Below are 19,864 nucleotides of genomic sequence, written 5' to 3'. Positions count from 1 at the left end.
GGAGCCCCACACGTGTGAGATCAGTTGGCGCGGGCCAGGGCGATGTTGGTCGCGCCGCGCTGCCCGGCCTCGTAGAACATGTGCAGCCGTCCGTCCACCTCGACGAACGAGGGTGCGGCGGCCCGTCCGTTGTCCGGGGCGGCCGACCGGGAGTCGTACAGCACCCCGAGGTGGTCCTCGCGGTCGAAGCCGGTGCCGACCCGGGCGACATGGATGTTCCCGGCGCCGGAGTGGTACACCACGTGCCCGCCGCCGTTGCGCGACCAGTAGTGCGCGCCGGAGAGCTGGCCGCCCTCGCCCGCCTGCGGCGAGATCAGCGGCTTCTGCTTGACCTGCCAGCCGGAGGTCAGCGCGTGGGACCAGCCGATGTAGATCTTGCGGGTGCCGCCGTGGTTGCCCATGAAGAGCATGATGTAGACGCCGGACTGGGTCGGGTGCGGGAAGACCCGCGCGTAGGACGTCTCGCTGACGCCCGGGAGCATGTAGGTGCCCACCACCCTGTTGTGGTACTGGAAGCTGCGTCCGTCGGACGAACTCGCCACCCGGGTCGTGTGGTTCTCGCCGTGGAAGAACAGGTAGATCTTGCGGTCGGCGGGGTTGTAGAACGCGTCCGGGCTGGAGACGTGGGAGACGTCGAAGCTCGCCCAGGTGCGCGGAATGACGGGGTTGTTGGGGTACTCCTTCCAGGGGCCGGTGGCCGTGTCGGCGTAGGCCAGGCAGATCCCGCCGGGCGCGTCGTGCGGGGCGTAGTACATGTACCAGCGGCCCAGCGGGTTGGCGATCCGGCCGGCGACGTACCGCACGGAGGGGAAGATCAGCTCGTTCCTCGGGTTGTACTTCAGCCGGCTCTTGTCGAGCACCACGCCGTAGTGGCTGAAGGTGGGGAATCCGGGGACGGCCGCCTGGGCGGATGAGGCCCCGGTCAGGGAGAGCAGCCCGCCGGCCGCTGTCGCTGTGCCCAGCGCCGCGGTGCCGCGCAGCAGGGTGCGGCGGCTCAGGGGAGTGGTGGGGGAGGGGCTCACTTCGTCCGTCATGACGACTCCAGAGTGAGAAGAGTGAGGGGGGTTGCGTGACATGGGGTTGCCGACGGCTGACGACGGTCGTGCTCGGTCCTCCCGCTCGGGGAGCCGATGGCAGCACAGCTTCCGCGCCGCTCGCAGCAGCGTCAAGGTGCTAATACGAATTACCTTCTTGACGGCCCTCGGCCGGGAATGCAGCATGGCGGAACGCACCGGCCACTAATACGTATTAGTGATGATGGGCAGGCCGTGCGGATCAACCATGGCGCCATGGATGGCAGTCGAGAGGAGGCGGCCGTGACCGGACCCCGCCGCCGGGTGACCCAGCAGGACATCGCCCGGATCAGCGGCGTCAGCCAGACCACGGTCTCCCTGGTGCTGAACAACCGGCTCGACGCCGGGGTACGGATCGCGCCGGAGACCAGGGAACGGGTGCTGGAGGCCATCGCCGAGACCGGCTACGTGGCCGACCCGGTGGCCCGGCGCATGGTCGCCCGGCGCAACCGGATCATCGGCGTCTTCACCTACGAGGCCGTCTTCCCCAGCGGAACCCGGGACTTCTACCAGCCTTTTCTGGCAGGCATCGAGGAGAGCGCCGAACAACTCGGCTGCGATCTTCTGCTGCTGACCAGCGCCCCGGTGGTGGACGGACGGCGGCGCATCTTCCACGACGGCAACCGTTTCCGGCTCGCCGACGGCTGCATCCTGCTCGGCCGGGAGACCGACTCCGGCGAACTGGCCCGGCTGGTGGCCGAGGACTACCCCTTCGTCTCGGTCGGCCGCCGCGCGGCCGCCGGCGGCCCGGTGCCCTACGTCGGCGCCGACTACCCCGGCGCGGTCGCCGCACTCGTGGCCGGGGCGGTGGACCGGGGACACCGGAGGCTGGCCTACCTGGGCAGCGGCAGCCGGGCCGAGTCGCGCGGTGACCGGCGGGACGGCTTCACCGCCGGGCTCACCGCCACCGGCGCCACGGGCACCGTGCTCGCGGGGGAGACCGCCGAGCTGATCGCACGGCTGCCCCAACTGCTCGCCGACGGCGTGACCGCGCTGTTCGTCGAGGAGCCCGCCGACTGCCAGCAACTGGCCGACCGGCTGGGCGAACTCGGGCATCCGGTACCGGCCGGGATCTCCATCGTGGCGCTGGGCGACCCGACCCGGCCGGCCACCGCCGACATCGACTTCACCGGATTCCGCATCCCCCGCCGGGAGATGGGACGGCAGGCCGTGGAGGTGCTCAGCGCCCTGCTGGAGGAGGAGAGCACCGCGACGCAGCGCCTGCTCGGCTGTGCGAGCCACCGGGGCGCGAGCCTCGCACCGCCGCCCGGATGACCGCGCCGCCGCACCCGCGCCCGTACCGCGGACCCCACCGAGGACTCCGCCGCACCCGCACACCCGTACCCCCTGATGAGAGGCGAGACATGACGGAACTGGACACCGACCTCGTGGTCGTCGGCGGCGGCCTCGGCGGCGTCGCCGCCGCCCTCGCCGCCCTGCGCGCCGGCCAACGGGTCATCCTGACCGAGGAGTACGACTGGCTCGGCGGCCAGCTGACCAGCCAGGCCGTACCGCCGGACGAGCACTCCTGGGTCGAGCAGTTCGGCGTCACGGCCTCCTACCGGCAGCTGCGGGACGGCATCCGCGCGTACTACCGCCGCAACTACCCGCTGACGCCGCGGGCCAGGGCACGTCGCGACCTGAACCCCGGCGCCGGGCACGTCAGCCGGCTGTGCCACGAGCCGCGTGTGGCCGTCGCCGTCATCGAGGAGATGCTCGCCCCCCACCGCGGCAGCGGGCGGCTGCGGGTGCTCCAGCCCTACCGGCCGATCGGCGCGGAGACCGAGGGCGACCGGGTGAGCGCCGTCCGGCTCGCCCACCGGGACGGCGGGGAGGAGATCACCGTCACCGGCCGGTACGTCATCGACGCCACCGAGAGCGGCGAACTGCTGCCGCTGACCGGCACCGAGTACGTCACCGGGTTCGAGTCGGGCGAGGTGACCGGCGAACCCAGCGCCCCCGCCGAGGCCCAGCCGATGAACATGCAGGCCGTCTCGGTCTGCTTCGCCGTCGACCACGTGGACGGCGACCACACCATCGACCGGCCCGCCGACTACGGGTTCTGGCGGGAGTTCCGCACCGACTTCTGGGGCGGCAACCTGCTCGGCTGGAACACCCCCAACCCCCGCACCCTGGAAACGGGCACGCGCAGCTTCACCCCCAACCCGGACGACGACCCGGACGCGGTCGTCGCCGACCAGCGGCTGTCCGGCGGCGACGCCAACCTGTGGACGTTCCGCCGCATCGCGGCCCGCCGCAACTTCACCCCCGGCGCCTACGAGAGCGACATCTGCCTGGTCAACTGGCCGATGATCGACTACTTCCTGGCCCCCGTCATCGACGTCCCCGACGCGGCGGCCCGGCTGGCGGCGGCCCGGCAACTGTCGTACAGCGTGCTGTACTGGCTGCAGACCGAGGCACCGCGCCCCGACGGCGGCACCGGCTTCCCCGGGCTGCGGCTGCGCGGCGACATCACCGGTTCGGCGGACGGCCTGGCCCAGGCGCCGTACTACCGCGAGTCGCGGCGGATCGCCGCCGAGTACACCGTCGTGGAACAGGACCTGTCCGTGGCGCTGCGCGGCGACAAGGGCGCCGTCCCCTACCACGACACCGTCGGCGTCGGGATGTACCGCATCGACCTGCACCCCTCGACCGGCGGCGACAACTACATCGACGTCGCCGCCAGTCCGTTCCGCATCCCGCTCGGAGCGCTGATCCCGGTCCGCATGGAGAACCTGCTGCCGGCCGGGAAGAACATCGGCACCACCCACATCACCAATGGCTGCTACCGCCTGCACCCGGTCGAATGGAACATCGGTGAGGCCGCCGGAACCCTGGCCGCCCACTGTCTCCAGCAGTCCACCACCCCGCGCGCCGTGCGCAACGACCCGGCGCAGCTGGCGTCCTTCCAGGACCGGCTGACCGCCCAGGGCGTCGAACTGAGCTGGCCCGACATCGCGGGTTACTGACCCGGCGCCGCCGACGACGGGCGACGTCACCGACCTACCGGACATCACGACACCAGGCACGACTCAAGGAGAAGTGCAATGAAGCCTTCCATGAGCAGGCCCATGGCAGCGGCCACGCTGGCCGGCCTGCTGACCCTCACCGCCTGCGGCGGCTCCGGCAGCGGGGGCGACCCCGACGCGCCGGTCTCGCTGCGCGTCGCCGTGTGGACCGCGAACGACGACCACCTGGCGCTGTTCGACGAGATAGCCGACGCCTACATCGCGGAGCACCCCCGGGTCGAGAAGATCACCTTCGACCCGCTGCCCTTCGACGGGTACACCACCGCGCTGACCACCCAGATCGCCGGCGGCAACGCCCCCGACCTGGCCTGGATCTTCGAGAGCTCCGCCCCGGACTTCGTCTCCTCCGGCGCGCTGGTGCCGCTGGACGAGGTGCTGACCGGGACCGAGGGGTACGCGTTCGAGGACCTGCTGCCCGCCACCACCGAACTCTGGCGCGAGGACGACCAGTTGTTCGCCTACCCGTTCTCCACCTCGCCCTTCGCGGTCTTCGCCAACCTCGACCTGCTGGCCGAGGCCGGGGTGCCCGCGCCCAGCGAGATGACGGGGGCGGGGGAGTGGACCTGGGACGAGGTCATCGGCGCCGCGTCCACCGTCGCCGGGCAGACCGACGCCTCCGGCATGGTGATCCGCGACTTCGACTACACCGGCTGGGACTACCTCGCCACCCTGTGGACCGGCTGGGACGCCCGGGCCTGGGACGAGTCCTCCCAGTGCGGCTTCGACCGGCCGGAGATGGTCGGGGCGATGACCTTCCTGCACGATGCGGTCTTCGAGCACGGCGCGATGCCGGGGCCGGGGACCAGCGCGGACTTCTTCGCCGGTGAGGCCGCCTACACCGTCACCCAGATCTCCCGCGCCTCGCTCCTGGAAGAGGCCGGTTTCGCCTGGGACATGGTGCCGCTGCCCGCCGGTCCGGCCGGCGAGTACGCGGTGATCGGGCAGGCCGGGCTCGGCGTACTGCGGGTCGGCGACCACCCCGAGATCGCCGCCGACTTCCTGGCCCACTTCACCGCACCGGAGAACTCCGCCCGGCTCGCCGAGTACTTCCCGCCGCCCCGCGAGTCCCAGCTGACCGCCGAGACCCTGGCACAGACCAACCCGCTGCTCAGCGCCGAGCAGTTGCAGGACACCGTGGTGGCCGGCATCGCCGGCGGCGTGGTCAAGCCCAGCCACCTGGGGCAGGAGCAGATCGCGCAGACCGTGCGCGCCCAGCTGGACGCGCTGTGGAAGCCGGGCGCGGACGTACCGGCGGTGCTCGGGGACGTGTGCGCCTCCGTGCAGCCCCTGCTGGACCGGTGAGTTCGCGGATGAGCGGCCCGGCGCCGAAGGAGCGGCGGCGGGCGGACCGCTCCGGGCCGCCCGGCCGCCCGTTCTGGACCGGCCGGCGCCGCGAGGCGCTCGCCGGATACCTCTTCGTCGCCCCGCAGCTGATCGGCAGCGCCGTGTTCGTCCTGCTGCCGCTGATCCTGGTGTTCTGGTACAGCCTGCACGAGTGGAACGTGCTGGCGGGCTCCTTCGAGTTCACCGGCACGGACAACTACGACCAGCTGCTGAACGACCCCTCGCTGCCGGGGGTGCTGACGGCGACCGCTGTGTTCTCCATCGGCCTCGTGCTGCTCAACCTGAGCCTGGCGCTGTGGCTGGCACTGATGCTGAACCGGCGGCTGGCCGGTACGACGTTCTTCCGCACGGTCTTCTTCTCCCCGGTGGTCGTCTCGCTGGTGGCGTGGACGATCGTGTGGCGCTTCCTGCTCCAGGAGAACGGCGGCGTCAACGGGCTGCTCGACGTGTTCGGCATGACCGGGCCGAACTGGCTGCGCGGTGAGTTCACCGCCATGCTCTCGGTGATCGTGGTGCAGGTCTTCAAGAACGTCGGTCTGAACATGGTGCTCTTCCTCGCCGCGCTGCAGGGCGTGCCCCGGGAGCTGTACGAGGCGGCCACGATGGACGGCGCGGGCCGGTGGACGCGGTTCGTGCGCATCACGGTGCCGATGATCAGCCCGACGATCCTGCTGACCTCCATCATCACGGTCGTCGGCTCCCTGCAGGTGTTCGCCCAGATCGATGTGCTCACCAGCGGCGGACCGGGGACCTCGACCACGGTGCTCGTCTACTACCTGTACCAGCAGGCTTTCCAGTTCCACCACTTCGGATACGGGGCGACGCTGTCGGTGCTGCTGTTCGCGATCGTCTTCGTGCTGACGTTCGTCCAGTGGCAGTTGCGCAAGAAGTGGGTGTTCCATGAGCAGTGAGGTCGCAACCCGCCGCCCCCGTGGCGCCGAGGGCAACAGCCCGGCCCGTGACGAGCCGGCCCGCCGGAAGCCGAAACGCGGCGGATCGTGGCGCACGGCGCTGATCGTCTACGGGACGCTGGCGCTGCTGTCCGTCCCCTTCCTCTTCCCGACCTGGTGGATGGTGACGGCCTCCCTGAAGCCGGCCAACGAGATCTTCGCCTTCCCGCCCTCGCTGCTGCCGGACAGTCCCCGGCTGGACGCCTACCAACGGGTCTTCGAGGTGCAGCCGTTCGCCGCGCAGTACCTGAACTCCATGTACATCGCGCTGGTGGTCACCCTCGGGACGCTGGCGGTCTCCTCCCTGGCCGGGTACGCCTTCGCGCGCATCCGCTTCCCCGGCCAGAACGCGCTCTTCCTCGTGGTGCTGACCGGCCTGCTGATCCCCAGCGAGGTGACGATCGTCCCGCTGTTCCAGATGTTCAACGAGTGGGGCATGATCGACACCCACTGGCCGCTGATCCTGGTGCCGATCCTCGGCGCCCCCAGCGTGCTGGCCACCTTGATCATGCGGCAGTTCTTCATCGCCATCCCCAGGGAACTGGAGGAGGCCGCCCGCCTGGACGGGCTCGGCCAGTTCGCCGTCTACCGGCGGATCGCCCTGCCGCTGGCCAGGCCGGCGCTCGGCGCGGTGGCCATCTTCACCTTCCTGCACAGCTGGAACCTCTACCTGGAGCCGATCGTCTTCCTGTCGACCCCGGAGAAGTTCACGCTGCCGCAGGCGCTCACCCACTTCGTCGACGCCTACGGCGGACCGATGTGGGACGTGCAGCTGGCGGCGGCCTCCATGACGGCGCTGCCGGTGCTGGTGTTCTTCATCGTCATGCAGCGTCAGTTCGTCGAGGGCCTCGCCCACACTGGGCTCAAGGGCTGACCGCACCCGTGCCGTACCGGCCCCCGCGCGGGGGCCGGTGCCGCACGGTCATCCGTCCGCGGGGGATCCGTCCCGCGCGACAGGTCCGGCCGGCGCGCCGGCAAGGCCCAGGGCGAGGAACCCGCGGGCGCGCGGCAGGTCCTTGAGGTCGTCCCGGAGAAGCTCCAGGCAGGGCGCGAGCACCCGGACGGGGACGCCGCGGGCCCGCAGCACCTCGCCGGTCCAGTGCAGGAACCCGGTGAACAGGAGCGCGTCATCGGTGTACAGGGCCGTGGCCAGGAAGTCCACGACGTGGAGCACATCCTCGGCGGTGTGCTCCCGCTGGGCCGCGGTGTACGTGCGCATCGCGGGCACCCGTTCCTCGAGCCCGGCCATGGTGTTCCGCACCAGCTGCCGTCTGCTCCGGGCGACCAGCGTGTACTCCTGGTCGGCGAGGTGCGGCAGATCCTCCACGGTCTGCCGGACGACACCGGTGTGCGGACGGGGCAGCCCACCGTCCAGCACCGCCGTCGCCCCCCGGGCGTCGGGCGCCCAGCCGTCGGCGCCGAACAGGCGGGCGTAGCGGCCGTCGGCGCCGAAGGCGGCCCCACCGGCCAGCACGGGCACCCCGGCCGCCCGCGCGGCGCTGATGGCCGTGTGCGCGCCCGGCAGATGCGTGGGGAGGGAGGAGGACAGGGCCAGCGCCGCGGGTGCGGTCCGGTGCAGATGGGCGATGAGCCGGGAAGTGGGGACCTGGGCGCCCAGGAAGTCCACCGGGTAGCCGCGGTGGCGCAGCACTTCGGCCAGGATCCGGGTGGGCAGGACGTGCCAGTCGCCGTCCACACAGGCCACGGCCACGGTGCCGCGCCCCCCGCGCGGCCGGGTGACGGGGACCCGGTCGGCCATGGCGGTGATGATCCGGTCCTGGATGGCGGTGGCGGCGTGTTCCTGCGCCACGGTGAAGCGGTCGGCGGCCCATTCGGTGCCGACCTTGCGCTGGACCGGGGCGACGACCTCCAGCAGGACGTCCTCCGCCCCGGCGCCGTCGTCCAGCGCGGCGAAGACGGCCGCCGCCGCCGCGTGCTCGTCCCGGAACCGCACCGCCCGCCACAGGTCCTCGCGGGCCCGCAGCAGGACGGCGTCGCGGCCTCGGACCGGGGTGAGCGGGTCGGTCATGTACGGTCAGCCGCCGCCTGCGGCGACCGGCCGCGCGCCGGCCGGATGGGGAGCCGTGATCGCCATGACCGCTATGTCGTCGTGCCGGTTTCCGTCGATCCACCGCGTCACGAGCATCTGGATCCGCTCCACCACCGCTTCGGCCGGCATGCCGGCGCACTCCTCCAGCGCGGCGAGCAGCCGGGTGTCGTCGAACATGACGTCGCCCAGCGGGCCGCCCCGGGCCTCGGTGACGCCGTCGGTGAACAGCAGACAGGTCTCGCCCGGCTCCAGGGTGACCTCGGCCGTCGTCGCCCCGACCTCGGGAAGCGCGCCGATCAGGGTGCCGGCGGTGGCCGCCTCCTCCACCGTGCCGTCCCGGCGGACGATGAGCGGCGCCGGATGGCCGGCACTGGTCAGCCGCATGTCGACGACGCTGCCGCGGCGGCGCACCGAGGCCAGCACCAGCGTCGCGAAACGGGTGTTCCCCTTCGCCAGGATGGCCCCGTTCAGCAGACTCAGCAGATGCTGGTGGTCGTCCGCCAGCGGCAGCAGGGCGTGCAGCGTATTGCGGATCTTGCCGGTCAGAACCGCCGCCTCCAGGCCCTTGCCGCACACATCCCCCAGCACGGCCAGCGTTTCCCGCTCGCCCCCGGCCCCGGGATGGACGTCGTAGAAGTCTCCGCCCACCTGCTCGGTCTCCCGCGACGCGCGATACCCGCCGGCGAACTCGACGCCGTCCACCCGGTGCAGGACGGGGGGCAGCAGTTCCGCCATGAGGGTCGCCGTGATGCTGTTCTGCTCCTGGTACAGACGGGCGGCGGACAGCGCGGCTCCCGCGCGGGCGGCGAAGACACGGGCGAAGAGTTCCTCGGAGGTGTCGAAGGCGGCATGCCGGCTGCGCCGCAGCAGGATGAGCGCCCCGGCGGGGAAGCCGTGCCCGGGCAGGGGCGTGATCACCACCGATCCCACCGGCTCGGTGAGCCCTTCGGGCACCGCCCAGTGCGGCAGCACGGCGGGGTCGATCCAGCGGGAGGGCACGGGCGGGAAGCCCTGAAGGGCCTCCGCGAGCCCGGGGACGACGGACGGGTCGATCCGTTCGGTGCGGCGGACGACCTCATCGCCGACCCCGGTGGCCAGGTGATGACCCCGGCCCGAGGCGGGGGTGATCAGGATCGCGGCGTCTGCGAGGTGCCGGGTGGCCAGCGCCACGGCCTCCTCCACACACCGCTCGGTGTTGAGCGAGGCCAGCAGCCGGGTGGACGCCTCCGCCAGAAAGGCCGTGCGCTCCTGCTCACTGCGCAGCGCCCGTTCGGCGAGCCGCTGTTCGGTGTCGTCGAGGAGCCACCACACCACATCGCCGCTCGCGCCGGGCGTCGCGTGGGCTTCGAGCGAGCGCTCCCCGTACGGACCGCGCACCGGTCCCGGCGCGGCCCCGCCGTCCCGTGCCACCCCCTGGTGCGCCCGCGCCAGCCAGCCGGGGACGGCGTCCTCCAGCCGGGCTCCGGGTACCGCGCCCGGAAACAGGTCAGCCGCCCGGGCGTTGGCGTCCAGAACGGCGCCCGCCTCGTCGACCACCAGCGCGGGACAGGGCGCCAGCGGCCACGAAGCGCTGACGGACGACAGCGGGTGCCGTGCCGTGCGCGAGGATTCCTCGACACTGGTCATGAACGTCCGGACCCGCGACGGCGAGCACGGTCACCTTTCACAAAAGCCAACAGTTCGATGCAGTTTCCCGTATACGTCCCGGTCCTTCAAGCCGTCTCCCGCCGGGATTCCCGGCGGGGCCGCAGGACGCCGCAGGTGAACGTGCCCGCGCCGCACCCGGTCTGACGGGCCGCCGGTACCCGGGGCGGGGCAGCGGGGGAGTCAGCCCAGGTCGTAGACGGTGGTCGGGATCCCGGGCCGGCACAAGGTCGCGTCGACGATCGGTCCGATGCGCGCCCACGTCCCGCCGGCCAGGCCGCAGCCGATGCGCGGCATATGCACGGACGCCTTCCGGGCGCGTGCCTCCTCCGCGACCGTCCGCAGGCACTGCTCCACCGCCTCGTAGCGGATGGGCTTGCCCTTGCTCCCGGTCCTCATCCCGTGCTGGCCGATCATGTTCGCCACCGTGATGTCCCGGCGTACCTCCACGAACTGCACCGCCCCAGCCCGAAATCGTTGTCCGCCCGCTCCCGGTGCCAGCGGCGGTAGGCCCGCTCGGGCTCCGGCCAGCGGCGGGAGACGGCCACGACGAAGCCCTTGCCCCAGCCTCCGAGGTCGTTGCAGACATGGGCGACGATTTTCGGCCCCGCCGCATGCGGATCCGTCGCATCCCCCTGGATGACGCGCAGCGATGTCATCCGCCCATCCTGCCGGCGACGGCCACGCCGCGCGGCCCGGGTTGTTCCCCGGCGCCGCTGAGCGCGGCCGTGTAGGCTCGCTCAGGTCGAGAACCGCTCCGGAGGAGACACAGACGTGGTGGGTGAAGACGACATCTCGGGGTGATACCCGGATGGGCAGGCCGCCGGCCGATGCGTATGCGCATCGCGGTGGCCTCGTTGTCGTTCCCTGACACCCGTCTGCCGGGCCGCGCCGAGACGCGCCCTCTCCTTCACCGAGGTTCTTCATGTCCGACACCTTCATCACGTGCACCGGTATGTCCTTTTCCTGGCCCGATGACACCCCCGTCTTCGACGGCCTCACCTTCACCCTCGGCGCCGGCCGCACCGGTCTGGTCGCGCCCAACGGCTCCGGCAAGAGCACCCTGCTGAAGCTCATCGCGGGCGAGCTGCGCCCGAGCGCCGGAACCGTGTCCGTCTCCGGCCCCCTCGGGTACCTCCCGCAGAGCCTGCCGCTGGCGGCCGACCTCACCGTCGCCCAGGTGCTCGGCGTCGCCGAGGTGATCCGCGCGCTGGACGCCGTCGAATCGGGCGACGTGGCCGAGGAGCACTTCGCGACGATCGGCGACGACTGGGACATCGAGGAACGCACCCGGGCCCAGCTCGACCGGCTGGGGCTCGCGGAACTCACCCTCGACCGGGACCTGGGGACCCTCAGCGGCGGGCAGATCGTCTCCCTCGGACTGGCGGCCCAGCTCCTGAAGCGGCCCGATGTCCTGCTGCTCGACGAGCCCACCAACAACCTCGACCTGGACGCCCGGCGCACGCTGTACGACGTGCTGGAGGACTGGTCCGGCTGTCTGCTGCTGGTCAGTCACGACCGCGCGCTGCTGGACCGCATGGAGCGCATCGCCGAACTCGACCGCGGCGCGCTCCGCTTCCACGGCGGCAACTTCACCGCCTACGAGCAGGCCGTCAGCGCCGAACAGGAGAACGCCGAGAAGACCCTCCGCAACGCCGAGAAGGAACTCAAGCGCGAGAAGCGGGAACTGCAGCAGGCCAGGGAACGCGCCGAGCGCCGGGCGAGCAACGCCTCCCGCAACCTGAAGAACGCGGGCCTGCCCCGGATCTTCGCGGGGAACATGGCGCGCGGGGCCCAGGAGTCGGCCGGGCGCGCCGGTCAGATGCACGCCTCCCGGGTCAGCGACGCGCAGGCCAGGCTGGACGAGGCCGGCCGCGCCGTACGGGACGAGCAGCGGCTCACCCTGGACCTGCCCGACACCGGCGTCCCGGCCGGCCGCAACCTCTTCCTCGGCCACGGCCTGCGGGTACGCCACGGCGAACGGCAGCTCTTCGGCGCCGAAGGCGTCGACCTGTCCGTCCGCGGCCCCGAGCGCATCGCGCTGACCGGCCCCAACGGCGCCGGCAAGACCACGCTGCTGCGGCTGCTGGAGGGCGGCCTGGAACCGGACGCCGGCGAGGTGACCCGGGCCGACGGCCGGGTGGCCTACCTGTCGCAGCGGCTGGACCTGCTGGACGTTGGGCGCACCGTCGCCGAGAACTTCACCGCGTTCGCCCCGCACCGCACCGAGGCGGAGCGGATGAACCTCCTCGCCCGTTTTCTGTTCCGGGGCGCCAGGGCCCACCTCCCGGTGGGGGTGCTCTCCGGCGGTGAACTGCTGCGCGCCACCCTGGCCTGCGTGCTGTGCGCCGAGCCGGCCCCGCACCTGCTGCTGCTCGACGAGCCCACCAACAACCTCGACCTGCTCAGCGCAGGCCAGTTGGAGAGCGCCCTGTCCGCGTACCGGGGGGCGTTCGTGGTGGTCAGCCACGACGAGCCGTTCCTGGCCCGGATCGGGGTCGGCCGCCGGCTGCTGCTGGCCGACGGCACCCTGACGGAGACGGGATCTCCCCAGGGGTGAGCCCGGCGTACGTTCCGGCCCGCGCCCGAGGCGGCACGCCCGGCGGGCCCCGTCCGTCCCGCACCCCAGGTGGATCGTCATGTCCCGACCCGCGCTGCTCGCGCACGACCTCGTCCGGATCCGGGGCGGCCGCCGGATCCTCGACGGCTTCTCCCTCACCGCCGCTCCCGGCCGCCGTATCGGCCTGATCGGCGAGAACGGCGTGGGCAAGACCACGCTGCTGCGGCTGCTCGCGGGGGTGGACCAACCGGACGCCGGTCGGGTCACCCGCCCGGACGACCTGGGCTTCCTGCACCAGGAGATGCCCTTCGACGCCCGGGCGACCCTCTCCACCGTCCTGGACGACGCGCTGCGCGAGCCCCGCGCCGCGCTGGCCGAACTCGACCGGCTCACCGCACAGCTGGGCCGGACGCCGGACGGCTCGCCGGACCACGCCGCCCTGCTGGAGACCTACGCCCGGGCGCTCGAACACGCCCAGGAGATGCAGGCGTGGGACGCCGACCGGAGCGCGGCGATCACCCTGGGCGGACTCGGCCTGGACCGCGTCCCGCGCGACCGTACGCTCGGTTCGCTCTCCGGCGGACAGCGCGGCCGGCTGGCCCTGGCCGCGCTGCTCGTCCGGCGCCCCGGCGCGCTGCTGCTCGACGAGCCGACCAACCACCTCGACGACGACGCGGCCGACTTCGTCGCGCGGCGGGTGCGCGACCTGCCCGGCGCCGTCGTGCTGGCCGGCCACGACCGCGCGTTCCTGGACGCGGTGTGCACCGAGGTGATCGACCTCGATCCGGCGCCCGGCGGCGGCCCCGTGCGGTACGGCGGGAACTACACCGACTACCGGGCGGCCCAGCGGGCCGAGTACCGGCGCTGGGAACGGCGATACGCCGGGGAACAGGAGGAGCTGGAGGATCTGCGCCGTGCGGCGGGGGTGACCGCGCACCGCCTGGCACCGGATCGCGGCCGGACGGATCACGAGAAGATGGGCTACGGGCACCGCGGCGGCCGGGTGCAGCGGCAGATCTCCCGCCGGGCGCGCGACGCCGCCCGGCGGCTGGCCGAGCTGGAACGCGAGGCGATCGCCGCCCCGCCGCGCCCGCTCTCCTTCCGGCCGGGGCCGGTGACCGCCGCCACGGAGGCCGCCGGGGGCCACGGCGCGGACCACCTGGTCTCGCTGCACGATGTCCACGTACCCGGCCGCCTGGCCCGCCTGCGGCTGGACGTCGGTCCCGGCGAGCGGCTCCTGGTCACCGGTGACAACGGCGCGGGCAAGTCCACCCTGCTGTGGGTCCTGGCGGGCCGGCTCCCGGCGCGGGGCGAGATGTACCGCAGCCCGGGGCTGACCACCGGACTGCTCCCGCAGGACACCGGGTTCGCCCATCCGGAGCGCACCGCGCGCGAGATCTACGCCCGCGTGCTGGGGACACGGCGCGCGGAGGAGGTTCCGCTGCTCTCGCTGGGGCTGCTGAGTGAGGCCGACGCGGGGCTGCCGGTCCACCGGCTGTCGGCCGGCCAGCGGCGCAGGCTGGCCCTGGCGCTCCTGGTGGCGCGGCCACCGCAGTTGCTGCTGCTCGACGAACCCACCAACCATCTGTCGCCCCGGCTGTGCGACGAGTTGGAGGAGGCGCTGGGCGGCGGGCCCGGCGCCGTCGTGGTGGCCAGCCACGACCGCTGGCTGCGCGGGCGCTGGCGGGGACGGGAGGTGCGGCTGAGCCCGGCGGGGGAGTGAACGGGCGGGGCGCGCCGTACGGTCCGGGGGATGCGGCCCTCTGGTGTGGCATGACGAAGCCATGACAATCTAGGATGGCGTGGTCCCCCGCCCTTCCCGCGCCCTCGAACCCGCCCAGCCGGGCCCGCGACGCCCGCCCAGGAGGAGCCAGCGCCGTGGACCCAGGAAAGCCCGCCTTACCCCGATCGCTGTGGGTGCGTTCCGGCGTGGCCGGCATGGCCTCCTACCTCGATGCCGCGGCGATCGTCTCGACCGGTTCCGCGCTCGTTCTGTACAAGGAGCCGCTGTCCCTGACCGCGGGCACGATCGGGGCGCTGTCCTCGGCGCTCACCCTGTCCATCGCCGCCGGCTCATTGCTCGGCGGCCGGCTGGGGGACCGCTTCGGACGCCGCCGGGTGTTCGTCGTCACGGTGACGATGCTGGCCCTGGGCGCCGCCGTGCTGGCGGCGGCGCCGGGCAGCGGCTGGCTGTACCCGGGCGTGATCCTGATGGGCTTCGCGGCGGGCGCGGACCTGCCGGTCTCCATCGCGCTCATCGCGGAGGAGGCGCCCGAGGGGGACCGGGGCCGGCTCGTCGCCCTCACCCAGGTGCTCTGGTACGCGGGGATGTGCGCCACCCAGCTGATCGGGCTGCTGGCCGGCGGCATGGGGGCGACGGGGGCCCGCGTGCTGTACGCCCATGTCGCCGTGGTGGCCCTCGCGGTCCTGGCGTTCCGGCTGCGGATGCCGGAGTCCCGGCAGTGGTCGGCGCAGCGGCGGCTGGCCCGGGGGCTGCGGGCGGGCGAGGCCCGGCGCCTCACCGCGGGGCGGCAGTTGCTGCGTCCGCCGCACCTGGCGGCCGTGGGGTCGCTGGCCGCCTTCTACGTACTGACCCTGGTCGCGGCCAACACCATGGGGCAGTTCACCACGTATCTGTACGTCGAGGTCGCCGGCAGCACCGTGCGGGTCGCCTCCGCCGTCAACCTCGCGATCCTCTTCTTCAGCATCGGCATGGCCGTGCTGTTCATGCGGGTCGTGGACGGCCGGTACCGGATGCGCTGGTACGCGATCGGCGCCGTGGGCTTCGTGCTGTACTTCGCGCTGCCCGCCGTGTTCGGCGTCCATGTGTGGAGTCTGGCCCTGGCCAAGATCCTCGGCACCTTCGGCACCGCCCTCGCCTTCGAGGCGATCTTCAAGGTCTGGTCGCAGGAGGCGTTCCCGACGCTGCTGCGAGCCACGGCGCAGGGCTCGATCATGGCCCTCGCCCGGGGCGCCGCCGCCGCGGCCGCCCTGTGGACGCCGAGGCTGCTGGACACCACCCCGCGCACGGTGTTCATCGTCCTGGCCACCCTGGTCGCCGCCGCGATGCTGGTGGGCCCGGTGATCGAACGGCTGCCCAAGCGGACGCTCAGCGTCGGTGGGCCGGGGGGTGTGCCGCCCCGCGAGGGCGCTGCGTAGGCTGGGGCGTCGTCGTCCCGCGGCGGTGCTGCCCGAAGGGTGACGCGTCGTAGAGTGGCACGAGAGCCCTTGACCCGCATCAGCGCAGGCAGGGAGCCGAGCTCCAGGAGTTCCTACATGTTGCGAACCATGTTCAAGTCCAAGATCCACCGGGCCACGGTGACCCAGGCCGACCTGCACTACGTGGGGTCGGTGACCGTGGACGCGGAGCTGATGGAGGCCGCCGATCTGCTGGCCGGTGAGCTGGTGCACATCGTTGACATCACCAACGGCAGCCGGCTGGAGACCTATGTGATCGAGGGCGAGCGCGGCTCGGGCGTCATCGGGATCAACGGGGCGGCGGCGCATCTGGTGCAGCCGGGCGATCTGGTGATCCTCATCTCGTACGCGCAGGTGGACGACGCCGAGGCGCGGTCGCTGCGGCCCCGCGTGGTGCACGTCGACGCGGACAACCGGGTGGTGTCCCTGGGCGCCGACCCCTCGGAGCCGGTGCCGGGCGGGGACGCCGTACGCGGCCCGCTGGCCGTGCCGCGCGCCTGACCCATCTCCGGACACGAACGGGCCCCGTGCCCTCCGCCGCGGCGGAGGGCACGGGGCCCGTTCGATGTGCCGGGGTCAGCGGCCGGCGCCGCTGCTCACGTGGTCCAGGACCGCCTGGGCCTCGCTCTCCAGGCGCGGGCCCGCCAGCCAGGTGCTCTCCATCGGGCCGATGGAGTTGACCGAGATCAGCTTGGGGTCGTTGCTCGCGTCCCAGCGGATCCAGGGGCCGCCGGAGGAGCCGCCGGTCATGGTGCAGCCGGCCCAGTACATCCCGGGCATGGTGTCGTCCAGGGACAGCCGGGAGGGGGTGTCCGTGCAGTTGTACATGAGGTTGCCGTCGTAGGGGTCGGCGGCGGGGAAGCCGTAGAGGGTGACATCGCCCAGGCCGGAGACGGCGGGGGCGCCGAAGTCGACCTCGATGGCGTTGCCGACGGTCTCCTCGAGGGACTGCTCGGAGCCGTTCTCGTTGCTCACCTCGAGAATGGCGAAGTCGCCGGGCGCGCCGCCGCCGCCCATCGCGGTGCCGTTGTCGATCCAGTACTGGGTGGTCGAGACGTAGTCGGCCCAGTAGACGCCGTAGGGAGCCATCTCCTCGTACGCGGCGCTGTACGGGTCGGGGGAGCCGTTGTTGTTGAAGGCCGGGACGAAGGCGATGTTGCGGAACCAGCCGCCCTCGGTGCCGGCGTGCACACAGTGCCCGGCGGTGGCCACCAGGTTGGACTGACCGGGCCGGTTGGGGTCCTTCACCACGGTGCCGGAGCAGACCATGGATCCCTCGGGGGCGTCGAAGAACACCTTGCCGATCGGCGCCGCGTTGTCCGTGTAGGGGAAGGCGACCTGCTCGGCCTCCACCGGGAACGGCTCGGAGTCGGTGATCCCGCGGTCGGACTCGGGGTCGTCGTTCTGCGGCGGGTTGACGTCTTCCTGGATCTCGTCGTCGTCGATCGCCTGGTCGGGGTCCTGGGCCTCCTCCATGCGGTCGGAGTCCCACAGGCCCTCGATGATCGGGTTGAAGAACTCACCGATGTCACGCACCCACGTGTCGGTGTCCCAGTCCTCCCAGCCACCGTTGATCCAGGCTTCCAGGTCGACGTCGAAGGGCAGGTTGTCCAGCAGGTCCTGGACCTCGGTGCCGTCGCTGGGCTTGGCGTCGTTGCTTGCGTCGTCATCGCCGTTGCAGGCGGTGGCGGTGAGCGCGAGTGCGGCCGCCATGGCCGTGGCGGCCAGGGCGGTGCGGCGGCGTCCGAACCGCCCGCGTATCGATGACATGCGTGAACTCCCCCGGAGTCATGTGGCTTGGTGCGTTTTGTCATGTGCCCCCCGACAGCGCGGGAGCACCCCCACTATGCAGGTGCTCCCGTAGACGGCGGTCACGGGGTCCCCGGTTCCGGCCACATGTGCGGGCGGGCACGGGCGGTCTGCCGGTTCCGCGTAAATGATCTTGTCGCAGGCCGTGTTCCGGCCGCCGTCGCGTCGTTACTCCCTATGCGGCTGGATGCCGCAGACATGACAGACACCAATGGCCGAAGGAGGGAGGCGCGGCGGCTCATCCCCGGCTCGCGCGCGCCGAACACCGATGAACGCACGCCCCCGCCCGGAGCGCAGCCCGGACCGCGAGCGTGAGCCGGTGCGCCAACGGCTGGCCCGGCTGATGGAGCCGGCGATCCCGGGACACCGCCGCCCCCTGGACTCCGAGACCGGGCCGGGCGCCGCCGTACCCCCCTCGCTCACCGCCGATCCGCTGGAGCAGCCGGACCCCGAACTGGCCGCCGACGCCGCCGGTACCGAGAACCTGCTGCGCTGCTGGGTACGGGAGACCGGCGTGGAGCGTCCGGCCGACGGCGAACTGCGGCTGCCGCTCACCGCCTCCGGCAGCACCCTGCGCGTGCCCGTGCGCTACTGGTCGCCCACCGGCTGGCACCGCTTCGGCCCCGCGGCGCTGGACCCCGCCCCGGCCGGCGCCGCCCCGGTGGACTCCGCCACCCTCGCCGCGCTGCTCGCCCGGGAGGGGGTGGCCGGCGCGCACGGCGCGCGAGGCGTACGCGAGTCGATCGCACTGGTCGGCCGGGTCGCCGACTCCGTCCAGCGCACCGCTGTCTTCCTCACCGAGCGCCGCGCGGAACCCGGCTCCGCCGCCCACGCGGACGCCTTCCTGGAGGGCGAACAGGCCCTGCTGCTCGGCCATCCGCTGCATCCCACCCCCAAGAGCCGCGAAGGGCTCGCCGGTGCCGAGGCCCGCCGCTACTCCCCGGAGCTGCGCGGTTCCTTCGCGCTGCACTGGCTCGCCGTCGACCGGGAGCTGCTGGCCACCGACTCCGCCTGGCACGCGGGCGACGGCACCATCACCGCGGCGCCCGAACTCGCCGCCCGGCTCGCCGGTTCCGCACTGCCGCTGCCCAAGGGCACCGCACCACTGCCACTGCACCCCTGGCAGGCCCGCGACGTGCTGCACCGCCCGGCCGTCGCCGCGCTGGTCGCCGCCGGCGCGCTGCACGACCTGGGCGAACACGGCGCCCCGTGGCACCCGACCTCCTCGGTGCGTACGGTGCACCGCCCCGGCACGCCGTTCATGCTCAAGCTCTCGCTCGGGCTGAGCATCACCAACTCCCGGCGGGAGAACCTCCGCAAGGAACTGCACCGGGGCGTGGAAGTGCACCGGCTGCTCGGCAGCGGCCTGGGTGATCAGTGGCGTGCGGCCTTCCCCGAAGGTCCCGGCTTCGACATCGTGCGCGACCCCGCCTACCTCGCGGTGGACGACGAGAGCGGCGCCCCGGTACCGGGCCTGGACACCCTGCTGCGGCACAACCCCTTCACACCGGCGGACGACCCGGTGTGCCTGGCCGGGCTGACCGCGCCGCGCCCCTGGCCGGGCGCCGGACCGTACCGGTTGCGTTCCCGGCTCGCCGACATCGTGGGCACCCTGGCCGAACGCGGCGGCCGCGGCGTCGCCTCGGTCTCCGCCGAGTGGTTCCTGCGCTATCTGCAGACGGTGGTCCGGCCCATCCTGTGGCTGGACGCGCGGGCCGGCGTCGCCCTGGAGGCCCACCAGCAGAACACCCTGGTGCTGCTGGACGCCGAGGGCTGGCCGGTGGGCGGCCGCTACCGCGACAATCAGGGCTACTACTTCCGCGAGTCGGCCCGGGAGGCCCTCCAGCGCCGGCTGCCCGGCATCGGTGAGCGGTCCGACACCTTCGTCAGCGACCAGGTCACCGATGAGCGCTTCGCCTACTACCTCGGCATCAACAATGTGCTCGGCCTGATCGGTGCCTTCGGCTCCCAGCGCCTGGCGGACGAGGCGCTGCTGCTCGCCGCGTTCCGCCGCTTCCTCGGCGGCCTGGCCACCGGCCGGGGCGAGCCGGTCTCCCCGCTCGCCGGCCACCTCCTGGACAGCGCCACCCTGCGCTGCAAGGGCAATCTGCTCACCCGGCTGCGCGGCCTGGACGAACTCGTGGGTCCGGTCGACGGCCAGTCCGTGTACGTCACGCTCCCCAACCCCCTCACCACCTGCTAGGAGG

At 72.6% G+C, this 19,864-nt stretch carries 14 protein-coding genes and 1 pseudogene; 10 read left to right on the top strand and 5 right to left on the bottom strand.

Annotation, left to right across the window (positions count from 1 at the left end):
• Positions 1–20: 20 nt before the first annotated feature.
• Entirely contained in the window at positions 21–1,034 is a 1,014-nt protein-coding gene (locus H7827_RS05320; RefSeq protein ID WP_432743064.1) for a hypothetical protein, read from the bottom strand.
• Between the two features lie 282 nt (positions 1,035–1,316).
• On the opposite strand from H7827_RS05320, the gene H7827_RS05315 reads away from it, so the two are divergent.
• The 5 genes from H7827_RS05315 (at position 1,317) to H7827_RS05295 (ending at position 7,270) form a co-directional block, all read left to right on the top strand.
• Positions 1,317–2,348, top strand: coding sequence for a LacI family DNA-binding transcriptional regulator (locus H7827_RS05315; protein WP_432743062.1), 1,032 nt, complete (start codon positions 1,317–1,319; stop codon positions 2,346–2,348).
• Between the two features lie 89 nt (positions 2,349–2,437).
• Positions 2,438–4,042: an FAD-dependent oxidoreductase gene (locus tag H7827_RS05310; RefSeq protein ID WP_386540469.1), complete on the top strand. Its 1,605-nt coding sequence runs from the start codon at positions 2,438–2,440 to the stop codon at positions 4,040–4,042.
• A gap of 102 nt (positions 4,043–4,144) precedes the next feature.
• Positions 4,145–5,404, top strand: coding sequence for an ABC transporter substrate-binding protein (locus H7827_RS05305; protein ID WP_432743060.1), 1,260 nt, complete (start codon positions 4,145–4,147; stop codon positions 5,402–5,404).
• Positions 5,405–5,412: 8 nt separating this feature from the next.
• Positions 5,413–6,357, top strand: coding sequence for a carbohydrate ABC transporter permease (locus tag H7827_RS05300; protein WP_386540466.1), 945 nt, complete (start codon positions 5,413–5,415; stop codon positions 6,355–6,357).
• 160 nt (positions 6,358–6,517) lie between these two features.
• Positions 6,518–7,270 carry a carbohydrate ABC transporter permease gene (locus H7827_RS05295; protein ID WP_432747939.1) on the top strand — a complete coding sequence of 251 codons (753 nt, stop codon included), beginning with the start codon at positions 6,518–6,520 and terminating at the stop codon, positions 7,268–7,270.
• Between the two features lie 48 nt (positions 7,271–7,318).
• Here H7827_RS05295 and H7827_RS05290 read toward each other — a convergent pair whose 3' ends face one another.
• The 3 genes and pseudogenes from H7827_RS05290 to H7827_RS05280 all read right to left on the bottom strand — a co-directional run bounded on the left by H7827_RS05290 (position 7,319) and on the right by H7827_RS05280 (position 10,749).
• Positions 7,319–8,425 carry a cobalamin B12-binding domain-containing protein gene (locus H7827_RS05290; RefSeq protein WP_432743057.1) on the bottom strand — a complete coding sequence of 369 codons (1,107 nt, stop codon included), beginning with the start codon at positions 8,423–8,425 and terminating at the stop codon, positions 7,319–7,321.
• Positions 8,426–8,431: 6 nt separating this feature from the next.
• Entirely contained in the window at positions 8,432–10,072 is a 1,641-nt protein-coding gene (locus H7827_RS05285) for a PP2C family protein-serine/threonine phosphatase (protein ID WP_432743055.1), read from the bottom strand.
• A gap of 201 nt (positions 10,073–10,273) precedes the next feature.
• Positions 10,274–10,749 (bottom strand): annotated as a pseudogene (locus H7827_RS05280) (Appr-1-p processing protein).
• Positions 10,750–11,015: 266 nt separating this feature from the next.
• Here H7827_RS05280 and H7827_RS05275 point away from each other — a divergent pair.
• The 4 genes from H7827_RS05275 (at position 11,016) to panD (ending at position 16,349) form a co-directional block, all read left to right on the top strand.
• On the top strand, positions 11,016–12,650 hold the full coding sequence (locus H7827_RS05275; protein ID WP_432743053.1) for an ABC-F family ATP-binding cassette domain-containing protein: 1,635 nt from the start codon (positions 11,016–11,018) through the stop codon (positions 12,648–12,650).
• 79 nt (positions 12,651–12,729) lie between these two features.
• Positions 12,730–14,373, top strand: a complete 1,644-nt coding sequence (locus tag H7827_RS05270) for an ABC-F family ATP-binding cassette domain-containing protein (RefSeq protein ID WP_432743051.1) — start codon at positions 12,730–12,732, stop codon at positions 14,371–14,373.
• Positions 14,374–14,528: 155 nt separating this feature from the next.
• Positions 14,529–15,809 carry an MFS transporter gene (locus H7827_RS05265; protein ID WP_432743049.1) on the top strand — a complete coding sequence of 427 codons (1,281 nt, stop codon included), beginning with the start codon at positions 14,529–14,531 and terminating at the stop codon, positions 15,807–15,809.
• A gap of 117 nt (positions 15,810–15,926) precedes the next feature.
• Positions 15,927–16,349, top strand: a complete 423-nt coding sequence (gene panD / locus H7827_RS05260; protein WP_046724989.1) for an aspartate 1-decarboxylase — start codon at positions 15,927–15,929, stop codon at positions 16,347–16,349.
• Positions 16,350–16,424: 75 nt separating this feature from the next.
• On the opposite strand, the gene H7827_RS05255 is transcribed toward panD, so the two are convergent.
• Entirely contained in the window at positions 16,425–17,618 is a 1,194-nt protein-coding gene (locus H7827_RS05255) for a trypsin-like serine peptidase (protein ID WP_432743047.1), read from the bottom strand.
• A gap of 307 nt (positions 17,619–17,925) precedes the next feature.
• Here H7827_RS05255 and H7827_RS05250 point away from each other — a divergent pair, with 307 nt between their 5' ends.
• On the top strand, positions 17,926–19,860 hold the full coding sequence (locus H7827_RS05250) for an IucA/IucC family protein (protein ID WP_432743045.1): 1,935 nt from the start codon (positions 17,926–17,928) through the stop codon (positions 19,858–19,860).
• Positions 19,861–19,864 lie beyond the last annotated feature (4 nt).

It is taken from the genome of Streptomyces sp. JH002 (assembly GCF_050916115.1).
In the GTDB taxonomy this organism is placed as follows: domain Bacteria; phylum Actinomycetota; class Actinomycetes; order Streptomycetales; family Streptomycetaceae; genus Streptomyces; species Streptomyces xiamenensis.
The sequence above is the reverse complement of the archived record's forward strand: the minus strand, read 5'-3'. Positions and strand labels throughout refer to the sequence as shown.